A 14,905-nucleotide genomic window follows, 5' to 3' on the forward strand; every position below is an offset into this window, starting at 1 on the left:
CAAGAATAGGAGAGAGATGTAATGCTCAACTCTAATGTGATTCACATGGATGTGCTATCTGATTTACATCAATTTGATGTTTTTTCCTTCCTTCCATCAAGAACTCTGCAAAAATATCTTCCGAATTTTTATTTTAGAACCTACAAGAAAAACCAACGCCTCTATATGGAAGGCGATCCCCGGGACAAAATTTTTTTCTTACTCGATGGATATGTGATGTATGAACGAGGCAGCGTGGAGGGCAATATGCTTTACCTAGACTTTGTCAAAAGTAACCAAATGTTCCCTTATGGTGGGATCTTTCAAGATATGGTTTACAAAGACACGGCCATCGCAGTCACCGATGTACACTTGTACTTTATCCAAACCCATGTACTTGAGGGGTTACTTAAATCAAACCCGAAGCAATTATTAACGATTATCTCTAAACTCTCAGATATCCTTTGTCTTCATCAGAAACGTGTTCAAAAAATTCTCATTCCCAATGCACAAGAACGTGTTTTGCATTCCCTGCAGTTTTTAATGGAGGATCTTGGTGAGAAGGACGGAGACGCAATCCTCATTCCATGTCCGCTTACAGCGGCAAATATCTCCAAAATATCTGGAACCACCCGGGAAACGGTTAGTCTTTTAATGAACCAATTGAAACGCGACAAGATTATTTCCGTAGCCTCAAAAAAAATCCGCATTCTTCAACCAGAATATTTTAATGAAATTTGCTGAGCTAAAAGAAGCTCATTCGAACCTAGTGAACCATTCAATAACTCCAATTAGAAAAGGCTGACTTTCCCCTTAAGTCAGCCTTTCTTTTTTTCACCATATGAATTTTTCGAATTTTGGAACTTTAGTTGTGAACTTATTATGACATTCAATGATTATTCACACTATCACGATTGAAATTGTCAATTCACACAGAAATATACATAATTATACAAATTGATTTATATGAACGACAAAAAAACGTTAGGATTTTAACATTTAGTTTGTTATTAGCCTTACATTATAAAACGCTTATATCCATTAAACTGAAGGTGTAGCAAGGATAGACTAAATAAAGGAGGAAGAAAGATGAGCAGTATAGGAGCAATCACTTCTCAGAGGGAAAAACAGCAAAAATTAAGGCACCCGATCCATGTTACATCGGAAATTGGTACTTTAAGAACTGTTTTACTTAAACGGCCTGGGAAAGAAGTCGAGAATCTAACACCTGAATTTCTTGAACGACTCTTATTTGATGACATTCCTTATTTACCAATTATTCAAAGAGAACATGATTATTTTGCCGAAACATTAAAAAATAGAGGCATAGAAGTTCTATACCTCGAAAAGTTGGTTGTCGAAACCTTAAGTAATGTAGAGATAAAAAAACAATTTGTTGATGATATTTTACGAGAAAGCAAAGCCAATGTCAACGGTGCAGCCAAGCTATTAAAAGAGTATTTACTATCTTTTTCTACTGCGGATATGGTTGATAAAGTGATGAGTGGAATACTTAAGAAAGAAATAGAAGCGAGTAAAAGAACACATCTTTATGAATTAATGGAAGATCACTATCCCTTCTATTTAGATCCAATGCCAAACCTGTATTTCACGCGAGATCCGGCAGCAAGTATAGGCAACGGATTATCGATCAACCGGATGCGCGAACCTGCACGTCGTCGTGAATCCTTATTCATGCAATACATCATTAACCATCATCCAAGATTTTCAGGTCATGATGTTCCAGTCTGGTTAAACCGTGACTATGGATTCCCCATTGAAGGCGGAGATGAATTAGTCCTTAGTAATGAAGTAGTGGCCATTGGTGTTTCAGCCCGTACTTCGGCAAGAGCGATTGAAAGATTAGCGCTTAACTTATTTGAGAAACAAGATTCTATTAAAAAAGTAGTAGCCGTAGAAATTCCTAAATGCCGTGCCTTCATGCATCTAGATACAGTTTTTACAATGGTAGATTACGATAAGTTCACGATCCACCCTGAGATCCAAGGTCCACAAGGGAATATGAATGTTTATATCCTTGAAAAAGGACTGGATAACGAGCATGCCAAAATCACACACCGAATCAACCTCCAGGAAGCTTTAAAAGAAGTATTACATCTAGATGACCTCGTTTTAATCCCATGTGGTGGTGGTGATGAAATCGCTGCCTCCCGTGAACAATGGAATGATGGTTCTAATACACTAGCGATTTCACCAGGAGTGGTTGTTACCTACGACCGAAATTATATTTCCAATGATTTGCTACGTCAGCACGGGATTGAGGTTCTTGAAATTGGCAGTTCAGAATTGTCCCGCGGCCGTGGTGGCCCACGCTGTATGAGTATGCCCATTGTTCGTGAAGATATATAGAAAAAGAAAAATAACATAGTAACCAATCAAACTCAAAGGAGAAGATTCAAATGTTACTAACCATTCCTAATTTATACGGAAAAAGCTTTCTTGCTGAGAAGGATTTTACAAAGGAAGAGTTTGTTTATCTAATTGATTTGGCGATGAAGTTAAAGGATGAGAAGAAACATGGTATTCCCCACCGTCACCTGGAAGGAAAAAACATCGCCCTTTTATTTGAAAAGCCATCCACACGTACTCGCTGTGCCTTTACTGTTGCTTGTACGGATCTTGGTGCCCATCCTGAATATTTAGGAAAGGATGACATCCAATTAGGAAAAAAAGAATCGATTGAGGATACGGCAAAGGTATTGGGCCGTATGTTTGACGGAATTGAATTTCGCGGTTTTGAACACAATAAGGTAAAAATGCTAGCAGAACATTCTGGTGTTCCAGTATGGAATGGATTAACTGATTTATGGCATCCAACCCAAACCCTTGCAGACTTTCTAACTGTAAAAGAAAACTTTGGCCGGCTAGAAGGAATTAAATTTGTTTACGTTGGTGACGGTCGTAACAACGTTGCTAACAGCTTGCTGGTTGGCGGCGCACTCGTTGGTATGGATGTTCGCATCTGCTCTCCTGAATCGTTGTTCCCAGCAACAGAAATAGTAGAATTAGCACAAGAATTTGCAAAACAATCAGGTGGTCGGGTAACAATCACCAGCAAGGTAGAAGAAGCTGTTGCCGGTGCTGACGCCATCTATACCGATGTATGGGTTTCCATGGGTGAAGAAGATAAATTTGCCGAAAGGATCGAACTCCTTTCTCCTTATCAGGTTAAAATGGAAATGATTGAAATGACAGGCAATGACAAGGTGATTTTCCTTCACTGCCTCCCTGCCTTCCATGACCTTGAAACGAGCTACGGAAAAAATATTCACGCGAACCATGGACTTACAGAGATGGAAGTAACGGATGAAGTATTCCGCAGCAAACATTCAAAGGTATTTGATCAAGCTGAAAATAGAATGCATACTATTAAAGCAGTAATGGCAGCAACTCTAGGCAATATGGAATAGGGTTTAGAAGGTGGAGAAGGGATCGATTCTCCCCTCTTCTCCTTTTCTATTAATAATTCATCGAACGGAGGATGTGCATGGAAAAGATAGATGAACAGTTACGATCTGAGCTTCGAAAAATCGAAAATGATTTTCATCAAGCATTAATACAACTCGTTGCAATCCCTAGTGTAATGGAAGAAAACGAAGAAGATTATCCTTTTGGTAAAAATATTGACTTGGCTCTTAAAAAGACACTAGAAATTTGCGAACAGCTTGGGTTTAAAACGTTCTATGATCCCAAAGGATACTATGGCTACGCTGAAATTGGTGAGGGCGAAGAATTGATCGGTGTCCTTGGACATCTCGACGTTGTTCCCGCCGGAAAAAGGGATGAATGGGCTACCCCTCCTTTTCAAGCAACTATTAAAGAGCGAAAAATGTATGGACGTGGAACACAGGATGACAAAGGACCCACTCTTGCCGCACTGTTTGCTACAAAAGCGTTACTGAATCTTGGGACTCCCTTTACGAAAAGAGTACGATTTATTTTTGGGACAGATGAAGAAACGCTTTGGCGTTGTATGAATCGCTATTGTGAAATCGAGGAAATTCCGACAATGGGTTTTACCCCTGATTCTTCTTTCCCACTAGTTTATGCAGAAAAAGGACTACTTCAGCTGCTTTTAGAAGGGAAAAACGAAACAAGCCTCAGAATAAAGGCAGGCAATGCTTTTAATGCTGTCCCTGACCATGCTAGGTTTGCAGGGGAAAGAATAGATGAATTAAAGGATAGTTTGGAAGAATTAGACTTCGCTTATGAAATAGTTGAAGAGGAGATTGTCGTAATAGGAAAATCCGTCCATGCTCAAGTAACCGAAAAAGGAATAAATGCGATTAACCGTTTATGTCTTGCATTGAAACGGATTGGCTACACCTCCAAAACCATTGCGTTTATCAATGATTTGGTCAAGGAAGATCCATATGCGGTGAGTATCTTTGGTGAACTTGAAGATGAGGCCTCAGGTAAATTGAAATTCAATGTCGGAAAAATCGAGTTGAACCCAGAGGTAGAAAGATTGTCGATTGACATTCGCATCCCTGTGACAGCGGATAAACAGAAAATCGTGGACACACTATCACAAAGGGCGAAGGAATGTGGATTAGAATACAAGGAATTTGATTATTTAAAATCCATCTATATACCAAAAGATCATTATTTAATCAAAACGTTGATGAACGTATATCAAGAAGTAACAAATGACCTGGAATCAGAACCGATTTCATCGGGGGGCGCCACGTATGCAAGAGCAATGGAGAACTTTGTAGCATTCGGAGCTGTTTTCCCTCACGCAACAAAAACAGAGCATCAGCCAAATGAACATATTGATTTAGATGAAATGTATACAGCGATGATCATTTATTCAAAAGCAATTTATGCTTTAACCCGATAGATTTGCAATAATTTAATGGGGGAATTGAAATGAAAAAGTTCAAAATGCCTACCGCTTATACGCTATTATTTATGATTATTGTCGTGATTGCAGCATTAACTTGGGTAGTCCCTGGCGGACATTATGATACGAAAGTGGATGAAGCGACAGAAACGGAAATCCCTGTCTCCGGGACCTATCAAGAGTTACCTGGTGATGAACAAACTCCCCAAGGCTTATGGGAAGTATTAAATGCACCGATCAACGGATTCTTCGATGCGAAGGATATCGCCCTATTCGTGCTTGTTATTGGCGGATTCCTAGGCGTTGTAATGAAAACGGGGGCAATCGATGCGGGTATCTCCCGTGTTATTAAGAAATTAAAAGGGCGAGAGCAATGGCTAATCCCAATTCTCATGACGTTATTTGCCATCGGTGGATCGACTTACGGTATGGCAGAGGAAACAATCGCCTTTTATCCCATCCTCATCCCTGTCTTGATCGCGGCTGGATACGACGCGTTAACAGCCGTTTCGATTATTGCGCTTGGTGCCGGGGTCGGGGTTTTAGGTTCAACGGTTAACCCTTTTGCAACAGGTATCGCTTCCGGATTTGCTGGAATTTCAATTGGCGAAGGGATGGGAATCCGTCTAGTCATCCTCGTTGTTACCTTAATTATTGCGATTGTGTTTGTCATGCGTTATGCAAAAAGAGTCAAAGACAACCCTTCAAAATCACTAATTGCTGATATGAAAGAAGAAAATGAAAAGCATTTTCTAAAAGAAACAGCAACAGAAATGGAATTCACTGGTCGTCATAAAGCCGTTCTTTCCGTATTTGGACTAACCTTTGTCATCATGATTTTAGGGGTGATCCCCTGGGCATGGAAATTTAATATTACTATATTCGAAGACTTTGCCAATGCCCTAAGCAATATTCCGGTTATTGGTAGTTTACTAGGCGGAATGATTCCATTAGGTGACTGGTGGTTCGGTGAATTAACGATGTTATTCTTAACCTCCTCGATCATCATTGCCTTTATCTTCAGAATGGGGGAAGAAAATTTTACAAGCACGTTTATAAACGGCGCAAGGGATTTATTAGGCGTTGCGATTATCATCGGTATTTCACGAGGCATTACCGTTGTGATGGATGCGGGCGGAATGACCGCTACCGTTCTGCACTGGGGAGAAGGAATGTTAGATAATATGGGATCCGTGCTCTTCACGAACCTTTCCTTCCTATTCTATCTACCTTTATCTTTTCTAGTACCGTCGACTTCAGGACTTGCAACCTTATCGATGCCGATTATGGCACCTTTAGCAGATTTTGCCGATGTAGGCAGACATTTGATGATCACTGCTTACCAAAGTGCTTCTGGTATCATCAATTTACTCACTCCAACAAGCGCAGTAATCATGGGAGCACTAGCGATTGCTCGAATTCCCTACAGTAGATACCTAAAGCATGTTTGGAAATTGGTCTTACTACTAACGATCATCGTTATGGTGATTATGAGTGCAGCAACAATCATGAGCTAAAGTACGCGCGGGCTTAGTCTCGCAACCCAAAATAAAGACAACTACTGGAGAGGCGGTAAAAAATGAAAAGACAAAAAGTTGTGATTGCATTAGGCGGCAATGCCATTCAATCAGGAGATGCAACAGCGGAAGCACAGCAATTAGCCCTTGAAATAACAGCAAGGCAGTTAGCCGATTTTATTGAAAAAGGAATGGATATCATTATTTCTCATGGAAATGGCCCACAGGTAGGAAATATTCTACTTCAACAAAAGGCCGCTGATTCTAGTAAAAATCCACCTATGCCACTTGATACTTGCGGTGCCATGAGTCAGGGCATGATTGGCTACTGGATGCAAAACGCAATGGACAAAGTTCTTAAAGAACGAGGAATTGAGAAAAATGTGGTTACTGTCGTTACCCGTGTCGTTGTAGATAAAAATGATCCTGCCTTCCTTCATCCAACAAAGCCGATTGGACCTTTCTACAGTGAGGAGGAAGCGAAAAAAATAATGGCAGAAACAGAGACTTTCTTTAAAGAAGATGCCGGACGCGGCTGGCGACGAGTTGTCCCATCACCAAAGCCCGTTAGTATCAAAGAACATTCGGTAATTAATTCACTTGTTGAACAAGGAAACATCGTTATTTGCGTAGGCGGTGGCGGCATACCTGTCGTTGAAACAGACCACGGCTTAATCGGAATCGAAGCAGTAATCGATAAAGACTTTGCTTCCCAAAAGCTCGCCGAACTAGTCAATGCCGATGCCTTAATCATCCTCACCGCCGTCGACAATGTTTACATTGATTTTAACAAACCAACCCAAAAGAAATTAGAAGCGGTAAGTATATAAGAGCTAAATACTTTTATCGAATCAGGCCACTTTGCCGCTGGCAGCATGCTCCCTAAAGTAGAAGCGGCCATCAACTTTGCTGAGACAAATCCTAAGCATAAAACCATTATTACCTCCTTAGACCAAGCTTTTAATGCTATCAAGGGAAAAGCCGGAACGGTTGTATCTATACATGGTGCAGTGGTTCCGGTTTAACGTTAAATAACAGTTAGGATTTATGAGGCTTACTCGAAGGTTCGTAAGTTGCGGACTTATTGGGTCAGCCTTTTTGGAGCAAATACCAAAATAAAACCCGTGTTTTCGGCAGCGGGTTTTATTCTGTATTGAGTGCATCGATTAATTTTTTTATTTGCTTGAATTTTTCGGGAGTTAACTGATCCTCAGACAATTCAATTTCAACCTTTAAGGTGCTCTTTACATGAGCTTTCCCGCTTGAGATAAGCGTTGAGAACCCACTATCCTTTCGAACGAGTTCCTCTACTTCCACATCAAATGTTTCAGCAAGTTTCTCTAGGATATCTAGACCCGGATTGGTTTGGATTTCTCTTTCTAGTAAACTTATATACGACTTTGAAATGCCTGTCATTTCGCTTAACTTACCTAAAGAGATTCCTTTTTCGTCCCGCAACTTTTTTAATTTTTTACCGTCCATTGTATCGCTCCTCTTGAAAGCATACACACTTTTTTAACCATATTTAAATTCCATTCACTCTCAACCTTCCTTATCCGCCTAGACCCTTTGTAATCAAAGTAATCACCAATGGTCCTAATATGACAATAAATAACGACGGGAAAATGAAAAATACCATTGGAAAAAGCATTTTTACTGGTGCCTTCATTGCCTGCTCTCGGGCAGCCTCACGACGTTGCTCGCGAATCCGGACCGTTAAGTTACCTAGCACTTTTGCCATGCCGATTCCGAGTTGATCGGCCTGAATTAGCGAGGTAATTACTCCTTGGAATGAATCAGAAGGAACCCGTTTGCGAAGGTCATAAAAGGCTTCTCTTCTTGATTTACCAAGCTTCATATCCTCTAACGTTTGAAAAAACTCATCGGCGAGTGGTCCTTTTATTTTTTGCGATACCTCGGATAACGCCAAATCCAACCCCATCCCAGCCTCGAGCAAAAGGTTGACGGTATCAAAAAAATCAGGCATTGAAATATTAATGGCCTTTATTCTCACTGTCTTTTTTTTACCAAGATAAAAGACTGGTAGTCGGAATCCTAAAAGCGCCATCGTTCCAATCATCATCCAAATAAGCAGTTTGTTCTCGGCAGCAGGTAAAATAAAGAATAAAATCGGCAAGCTTATTCCTGCACTTAAGACAATTTGGAACAGTCTAAAATCAACCGCCGTCCGAAAAGGGTAGCCCGCATCCCGTATTAGCATATCTAATTTTTTTCTTTCCACCTTCGAAACTTTCTTATTTAAATAATCCGTTCCTTTATTCCAATACTGATCGAGTACCTTCTTTACATTCGGACCGTTACTATCCTTCAAAGTATCTAGATGTTGTTTTTTTATTGGACCAGCAAAATACTTATTCACCCGTTCATTGAAGGCTAATTGCCTTTTAAAAACGATAAACAATATTCCTGCTAGCAGTGTCGTTACAAAGCCTGCAACTAAAAAGATAAAAATAATATCCAGCATTTCTTACACCTCAATTCGGATGATTTTCTGGATGATCGCCCAACCAATAATAATCGAGACCGAGGCGACAAACATCATCGTCCATCCCAATGGATGCTCAAGCATCGGTGCAAAATATTCTCGGTTTACCAGTGCTAAATATAAACCCAAGCCGACAGGCAACAAGGTAATAATCCAGGAAGACATTCTTCCTTGTGCTGTCAATGTGTTCAGTTCTTCTAGAATTCTAACCCTACCTCTGATTGTTTCTTCCATCGTTTCGAGCAATTGCGCTAAATTCCCGCCACTTCGCCTTTGGGCAAGAATCGCTCGGACGACTACTTCCATCTCCTTATTTGGTAGGCGTTCAACTAACTCTTGAAATGTATCTTCTAAAGAAACCCCCAAACCTGCCTGGCGAACAACGCGATCAAATTCGGGTCCAAGTGGATCGGGTAATTCCTTACCAACAAGCTGCATCGCTTGCATAAAGCTGAAGCCAGCCCGCATCGAATTGGCCATCATCCCCAACACTTCTACTAACTGATGGTTTACACGTGCTAAGCGTTTTTTCCGTTTTCGTTTCATCGAATATTTTGGAAAAGCAAAGCCAATGAATACTGCCAACAAGGTAAGATACCATGGAAGTCCGAGAAAGGCGGTAAACATTCCCATACCCACCGCAGCGAGAATTCTAAGTGCGAAAAACTCTTCTGGCTTCAAACCGCTTCCAGCTTCTCGCAAAATTTTCTCAGTACTGTCACTAAATTGGACATTTTTAAAAATATTCGCAGTCGAATGAATCAGTTGCTTACCAAAAGATAGTTTTTTTTCCTTCTGGATAGCTGCTTCCTCCACTTGGGAAGTAGGTAAGAATTCCTTCACTCGGTTCGTGATTCTTTTTTTAGCAGAATAGATTGTTAATAATAGATACATCAACAGACTGACAACGAGAAAGACACTGAATAATACGAGTGCTATTTTCATCTCTACCACTCTCCAACAAACCAGGAAGCAGGTACGGTGTATCCATTCATTTCTAGCTGTTCGGTGAATTTTGGGCGAATACCTGTACTCACCATTCTTCCCTCGATTCGTCCATCTATGAAGCCTGTTTCCTTAAACACAAAAAGATCTTGAAGAACAATTGTATCCCCTTCCATTCCCAGCACTTCTGTTATATGAGTAATTTTTCTAGTCCCATCCTTCATCCGTGATTGGTGAACAATAATGTCTAGAGCATTGGCAATTTGCTCACGGATTGCCTTTACCGGTAGCTCATAGCCCGCCATTAATACCATCGTTTCCAAGCGTGAAAGAATATCCCGAGGAGAGTTGGCATGGCCGGTGCTCAAGCTACCATCATGACCGGTATTCATTGCTTGGAGCATATCCAAGGCCTCGGCACCACGAACCTCCCCGACGACAATTCGGTCAGGACGCATCCGCAGCGAATTACGTACTAAATCGCGAATGGAAATTTGTCCTTTTCCCTCAATATTCGGCGGTCTAGACTCAAGGGCGACAATATGTTCTTGATTTAGCTTTAATTCGGCAGCATCCTCAATCGTAACAATCCGTTCATTATTTGGAATAAATGAAGATAGTACATTTAACGTAGAGGTTTTCCCTGAACCTGTACCGCCGCTAATAAAGATATTCAGCTTTGATTTAACACAAACCTCGAGAAATTCGGCCATTATGTTATTCACCGTTCCAAAATGGACTAAATCTTTTATCGTAAAAGGTGTATCGGAGAATTTCCGGATTGTTAAGCTCGGCCCTTTTAAAGCCAGTGGAGGAATAATCGCATTTACCCGGGAGCCATCTGGGAGACGAGCATCAACCATTGGCGAACTTTCATCAACACGGCGACCAATCGGAGCGACAATTCGTTCAATCACACGCATGACATGTTGGTTATCAATAAAATGCACATTACTCCGATAAACTTTACCGTTTTTTTCATAGTAAATTTCATCAAAACTATTAACCATAACCTCACTGATTGACGGGTTTTCTAACATTGGTGTAATCGGTCCATAAGCAAGAAGTTCGTCTTTGACATAGCCCAGGATTTCTTGCTTTTCTTCAAAGGTGAGTCTTGTGCCTTCTTGGTCAAAAAACGCTTCGCCCAATTCCTCGATCATACTTCGTTCTTGTTCTTTATCCTGTCCCGGATATTTCTTCAACTCTTCTAGTAGATGATTGTGAAGATCGTTTTCTAAGTCCCAGAATTCCGGAGATTTTTTTACAAAAGAAAGTTCTTGGGAGGTTTGGTTTGTGGTAGTAGTGGTATTGGCATCCTCGATATAACGTTTAAATAATGACATTTCCCTCTCCTCCTCACTTTCCTAAAAGAAACCAGCGTTTATCTTTTTTGGTTTCTAGTTGTCCATCACTTTTCTCTTCGTACAGCTTCTCTGAAAGCTTTAATACTGCCTTGCCCAGTTGGCTCCGGGAGTGCGAGAGAATAAACGGGTAGCCTGCATTGATTGAAGCAGCCGCCACGACTGCCTGTTCTGGCAAGGAATGGTAGACTTTTATACCAAAGATCTCCTCGATTTTTTTTACTTCGAGACTTTGGCCTTTTCCTGTTCGATTCAAAATAATCTTCACTTTATCCTTTAATTTAATCGATTCTAATGTTTCGAGATAGAGCTGGCTTAAGCGTAAAACAGAGAGTTCATTGATTGTTAAAAGTAAAATCTCATCTGCTAGATCAAGACAACGCAAATGAATATCTGATAGATTAACTGGAATGTCGATTAAAACAACGTCGAAAAATTTCTTCGCTTCTTCAATCGCTACTTTTACATGTTCTTCAGAAATCCCCTCGAAGAACTCAGGACGTGGAGGGGCAGCGAGAACGGAAACATCAGATTCACTTACAGACATATATTGGTTAATGTCATAATTCGGGCGGCCATACCCTTCTTTTACCCATTCATAAATCGTTCGTTTTGGTTTCAGATTACAATACAGCGCAACTTCACCAAATTGTAGGTTTCCATCAATAATCGCAACTTTCTTTCCTATTCGTGAAAATGCAACTGCTAAATTAACCGTTAAAATGGTTCTGCCCACGCCACCCTTGGGACCAGAGATAGCAATCACTCTGCTTTGTTCTTTGATAAGATTAATAAGACTTTTATCCTGACCTGCTCGATGCTGCATATATTTCTTTGCATGACCGATTGCTTCAGAAAGCTCCTCGGTTTCATAAGAAGAGCGAAGTGTATCGGAAGCCCCCATCAGCATCGCCTTTTTAAGGTTCTCCATGTTATCAGGAGCAATTAAAATAATATATACATGCGGGTATCGTGCTGAGATTTCCTGACAAAGCTCGTAAACGTTAAGCAATGTATGGGCCTTAAGAAAAAGGACAGACTGGTTATTCTCAATTAACAGACTATGTAGTCTCTCAATTTGATTCGTAGTTGTGAGTTGAAAATTGTTTTTTCCTAGTAGTACTTTAATTTCTCCAGGAGGTGTATTCGTATCTGAAAAATAAACCCAGTTTATGCTCATTTCGTTTCTTCAGCCTCCTCTTTAATTACTTCTCTTGTTTGCTTTAATCCAGCTTTTCCCGTTTCTGTGTCCTCAGGATTTCGAAGCATTAAATAGAAACCATCCTTATCTTTCGAAGCTAAGCCAAGCATGACCCCTTCATCAACCGTGACTTCTAGGGTAACCGTTTCGTAGTTTAGGACCGCATCTTTTGTGTCAGCAGATTTACCAGAAGTTAAAACCTTTACATTTTCTAGAACTAACACTGCCGATTTAAACTCTTTTTTTGTTGCGTCATCCTTAGTCGTTTCATAGGCGATAACATCGACCATTGAATTCGGAGCTATATAGCCGGAAACACCCTGTTCAAGATTTATTTTTAACGAAATTGCTCTCTTTCCTGTACTCACATCTACCATTGGGTTAATGAATTCTCTTATGAGCGCTTGTTCTTTTTTAGCCTGTTTTTCTTGTGCTAATTCCTCTTCCGTTTTTACATCATCTTTATCATCTTTTTCCTGGCTAACTGGAACACTAGCAGGAGTGGCACTATTTTCTTTTGCGAATGTCGTTAGATAAACAAAACCGGCTACCGTCAGTCCTAATATTAAGGAAATTATCCATATTCTTTTGGTATTCATTTTATTCTCCTCCTTCCAGCAAACCTATTCTACAAGAGACACACCATACACGTGATAATCATCTACATCACTTGGGTCTCCAAACTCCCCAAATGTAATAGTTTCTATATATTTTGTTTGTACAGTATGACCAGTTATTTTGGATATCCAAACCGAAGCAAATCCAACTATTTTCACCAATGTTTTCCCACTAACATCAGTAAAACTATCAACTATTGGCACAATAATTACTCGGCTACAAGAGCTATCAGCTGTCTCATACGTTGAACAATACGGTCTATCAGTTTTATCTTCATCAATCCTATAGTTAATCCCGGATTTAACATTACCCCAACTTAATCCAGTTTTTGTATACTCATACATTTCTTCAGAAACTTCCAACTCTGCCCCATTCATAATACCTAAACGCAGGTCCATTCCACCTGGACCACTGATAGATAGAAAGCCAAAGTTGCCACTTATGGATGAGTTTTCCTCATCATTACCCTTTCCAGGCTGGAAATTTAAAGGGAATTCAGGAAATGGGTCAGTAGGATCAGGAATTTTATCGGCTGGGATAGCGATTGGAACAATCCCTTCCCTGCCTAACAGACCCCCTTTTAATTGGGCTTTTGCAAAAGCGGGTACTTCGGCTGTTTCTATTCCAATTATTCTTGCAAAAGTGAGGCTTTTACTGATAGTTTTTTTGATTTGAATATAATTAGGACCCGTTTTTATATCCGAAGCAGTAAGAGTTAAATTGTTTTTGCTAGCTATATCTATAGCTGTACTTACCGCTTTACTTTGACTAACCGTTAGGTCACTTGCCCCAGCAAGAACTGAAGCATCTAAGGCCTTTTGTAGCTGGCTTTTCTCTGAATAGAGTCTGCCGCCATCTATTACTAAAGCTGTAAAGCCTAAGAGAGCAACCATCGAAATAGCCACCATCACTAAGACCGAACCGCCTTCATCTCGCAAATTTAACAATCTTATTAATCTCTTCATTTTTATTCCACCCTCATTACTGTAGTATCTGTTAAGGTAATTGGCCCTACAACACTTCCAATTACAGGTGTCAGAAAGGTAATTGGATATGTAATTGTTATTGTGACATCGTTCCCCGATTCCCTGGTTGCTGTTGGTGGAGATATACCTATATCAGTGATAGTTAAACCAATACCAACCGCATCATTCACGGCTTTGTTTTTAATTGTTGTATCATCTTTACCGATACTAGCAGCACGAGCAGCTTCTCTACCTGTATGATCAATTGTTAAATACGCATGAAATATTCGTCCAAAATCAATAATTCCAAACAGCAGTAAAATTAGTAGCGGTAGGACAAGTGCAAACTCAACAAGCGATTGACCCTTTTGCGATTTCATCAAAATCCACCCCAAATTAATGTAGAAAGTGTACCTAGCACGATCGCAACTCCATAAGGGAATGAGATACTACTTTTTTTGTCTTTTGGTATTATCATTGATCCTAGGTTACTTCTAAAAAATACTAGATTTGTTAAATTAAAAAAGAATGATTTAATGGTGTTTATAAAACCCCTTGTTTTAAAAATTAATAGTAGTGCAATGACGCCTCCGATTAAGGCTGTGTAAATAAACGAGTAAAATACGAAACTAGGTCCCATTAATGCTCCGATCGCTGCCATTAGTTTCACGTCGCCTGCTCCCATACCACCTAATAAATAGGGAATAATAAGTAATCCTAGTCCTACTAGAAAACCTTTTCCACTAAATAAGAGACCTTTATTTCCATTTATAATAATGTGGTAAATCAAACCAGTAAATATTGTGGGTAAAGTAACTATATTTAATATTTTTCTTGACTTTATATCTGTAAAGAGACAAATAAAAAGAACAACTACTAGGATGACCTTTTCCAATACTTCCTTCCTCCTTTCATATAGATAAGCCCCGCTTCTCTAGCAAGA

14 protein-coding genes and 1 pseudogene are annotated in these 14,905 nt (G+C 40.0%); 6 read left to right on the forward strand and 9 right to left on the reverse strand.

Annotated elements, in window-relative coordinates:
• Window positions 1–36: 36 nt before the first annotated feature.
• The 6 genes and pseudogenes from NSS81_RS07650 (at window position 37) to arcC (ending at window position 7,388) form a co-directional block, all read left to right on the forward strand.
• The gene (locus NSS81_RS07650) at window positions 37–723 is read left to right on the forward strand and encodes a Crp/Fnr family transcriptional regulator (protein ID WP_342433967.1); all 687 of its coding nucleotides are present in this window, start codon (window positions 37–39) and stop codon (window positions 721–723) included.
• 345 nt (window positions 724–1,068) lie between these two features.
• Window positions 1,069–2,349: an arginine deiminase gene (gene arcA / locus NSS81_RS07655; RefSeq protein ID WP_342432912.1), complete on the forward strand. Its 1,281-nt coding sequence runs from the start codon at window positions 1,069–1,071 to the stop codon at window positions 2,347–2,349.
• A gap of 50 nt (window positions 2,350–2,399) precedes the next feature.
• On the forward strand, window positions 2,400–3,410 hold the full coding sequence (argF, locus tag NSS81_RS07660) for an ornithine carbamoyltransferase (protein ID WP_342432913.1): 1,011 nt from the start codon (window positions 2,400–2,402) through the stop codon (window positions 3,408–3,410).
• Window positions 3,411–3,487: 77 nt separating this feature from the next.
• Window positions 3,488–4,843 (forward strand): M20 family metallopeptidase, encoded by a 1,356-nt coding sequence (locus NSS81_RS07665; RefSeq protein WP_342432914.1) that lies wholly within the window; start codon window positions 3,488–3,490, stop codon window positions 4,841–4,843.
• Window positions 4,844–4,872: 29 nt separating this feature from the next.
• Window positions 4,873–6,363: a YfcC family protein gene (locus NSS81_RS07670; protein ID WP_342432915.1), complete on the forward strand. Its 1,491-nt coding sequence runs from the start codon at window positions 4,873–4,875 to the stop codon at window positions 6,361–6,363.
• A gap of 62 nt (window positions 6,364–6,425) precedes the next feature.
• Window positions 6,426–7,388 (forward strand): annotated as a pseudogene (gene arcC / locus NSS81_RS07675) (carbamate kinase).
• Window positions 7,389–7,506: 118 nt separating this feature from the next.
• Here arcC and NSS81_RS07680 read toward each other — a convergent pair.
• The 9 genes from NSS81_RS07680 to NSS81_RS07720 all read right to left on the reverse strand — a co-directional run bounded on the left by NSS81_RS07680 (window position 7,507) and on the right by NSS81_RS07720 (window position 14,857).
• Window positions 7,507–7,845: a helix-turn-helix transcriptional regulator gene (locus NSS81_RS07680; protein WP_342432916.1), complete on the reverse strand. Its 339-nt coding sequence runs from the start codon at window positions 7,843–7,845 to the stop codon at window positions 7,507–7,509.
• A gap of 70 nt (window positions 7,846–7,915) precedes the next feature.
• Window positions 7,916–8,848: a type II secretion system F family protein gene (locus tag NSS81_RS07685; RefSeq protein ID WP_342432917.1), complete on the reverse strand. Its 933-nt coding sequence runs from the start codon at window positions 8,846–8,848 to the stop codon at window positions 7,916–7,918.
• Window positions 8,849–8,851: 3 nt separating this feature from the next.
• Window positions 8,852–9,814 (reverse strand): type II secretion system F family protein, encoded by a 963-nt coding sequence (locus tag NSS81_RS07690; RefSeq protein WP_342432918.1) that lies wholly within the window; start codon window positions 9,812–9,814, stop codon window positions 8,852–8,854.
• Window positions 9,815–9,816: 2 nt separating this feature from the next.
• Window positions 9,817–11,160, reverse strand: coding sequence for a CpaF family protein (locus NSS81_RS07695; protein ID WP_342432919.1), 1,344 nt, complete (start codon window positions 11,158–11,160; stop codon window positions 9,817–9,819).
• A 13-nt stretch (window positions 11,161–11,173) separates the two neighbouring features.
• On the reverse strand, window positions 11,174–12,358 hold the full coding sequence (locus NSS81_RS07700; protein WP_342432920.1) for an AAA family ATPase: 1,185 nt from the start codon (window positions 12,356–12,358) through the stop codon (window positions 11,174–11,176).
• Entirely contained in the window at window positions 12,355–12,978 is a 624-nt protein-coding gene (cpaB, locus tag NSS81_RS07705) for a Flp pilus assembly protein CpaB (RefSeq protein ID WP_342432921.1), read from the reverse strand. The genes NSS81_RS07700 and cpaB overlap by 4 nt, the downstream gene beginning before the upstream one ends.
• A gap of 24 nt (window positions 12,979–13,002) precedes the next feature.
• A complete protein-coding gene (locus NSS81_RS07710; protein ID WP_342432922.1) occupies window positions 13,003–13,962 on the reverse strand; it encodes a Tad domain-containing protein in 960 nt (319 codons plus the stop codon).
• A gap of 2 nt (window positions 13,963–13,964) precedes the next feature.
• A complete protein-coding gene (locus NSS81_RS07715; RefSeq protein WP_342432923.1) occupies window positions 13,965–14,342 on the reverse strand; it encodes a TadE/TadG family type IV pilus assembly protein in 378 nt (125 codons plus the stop codon).
• Window positions 14,342–14,857, reverse strand: coding sequence for a prepilin peptidase (locus tag NSS81_RS07720; protein ID WP_342432924.1), 516 nt, complete (start codon window positions 14,855–14,857; stop codon window positions 14,342–14,344). Before NSS81_RS07720 ends, NSS81_RS07715 begins: the two co-directional genes overlap by 1 nt.
• Window positions 14,858–14,905 lie beyond the last annotated feature (48 nt).

The sequence above is a fragment of the Neobacillus sp. FSL H8-0543 genome (assembly GCF_038592905.1).
Taxonomy (GTDB): Bacteria; Bacillota; Bacilli; order Bacillales; family Cytobacillaceae; genus Neobacillus.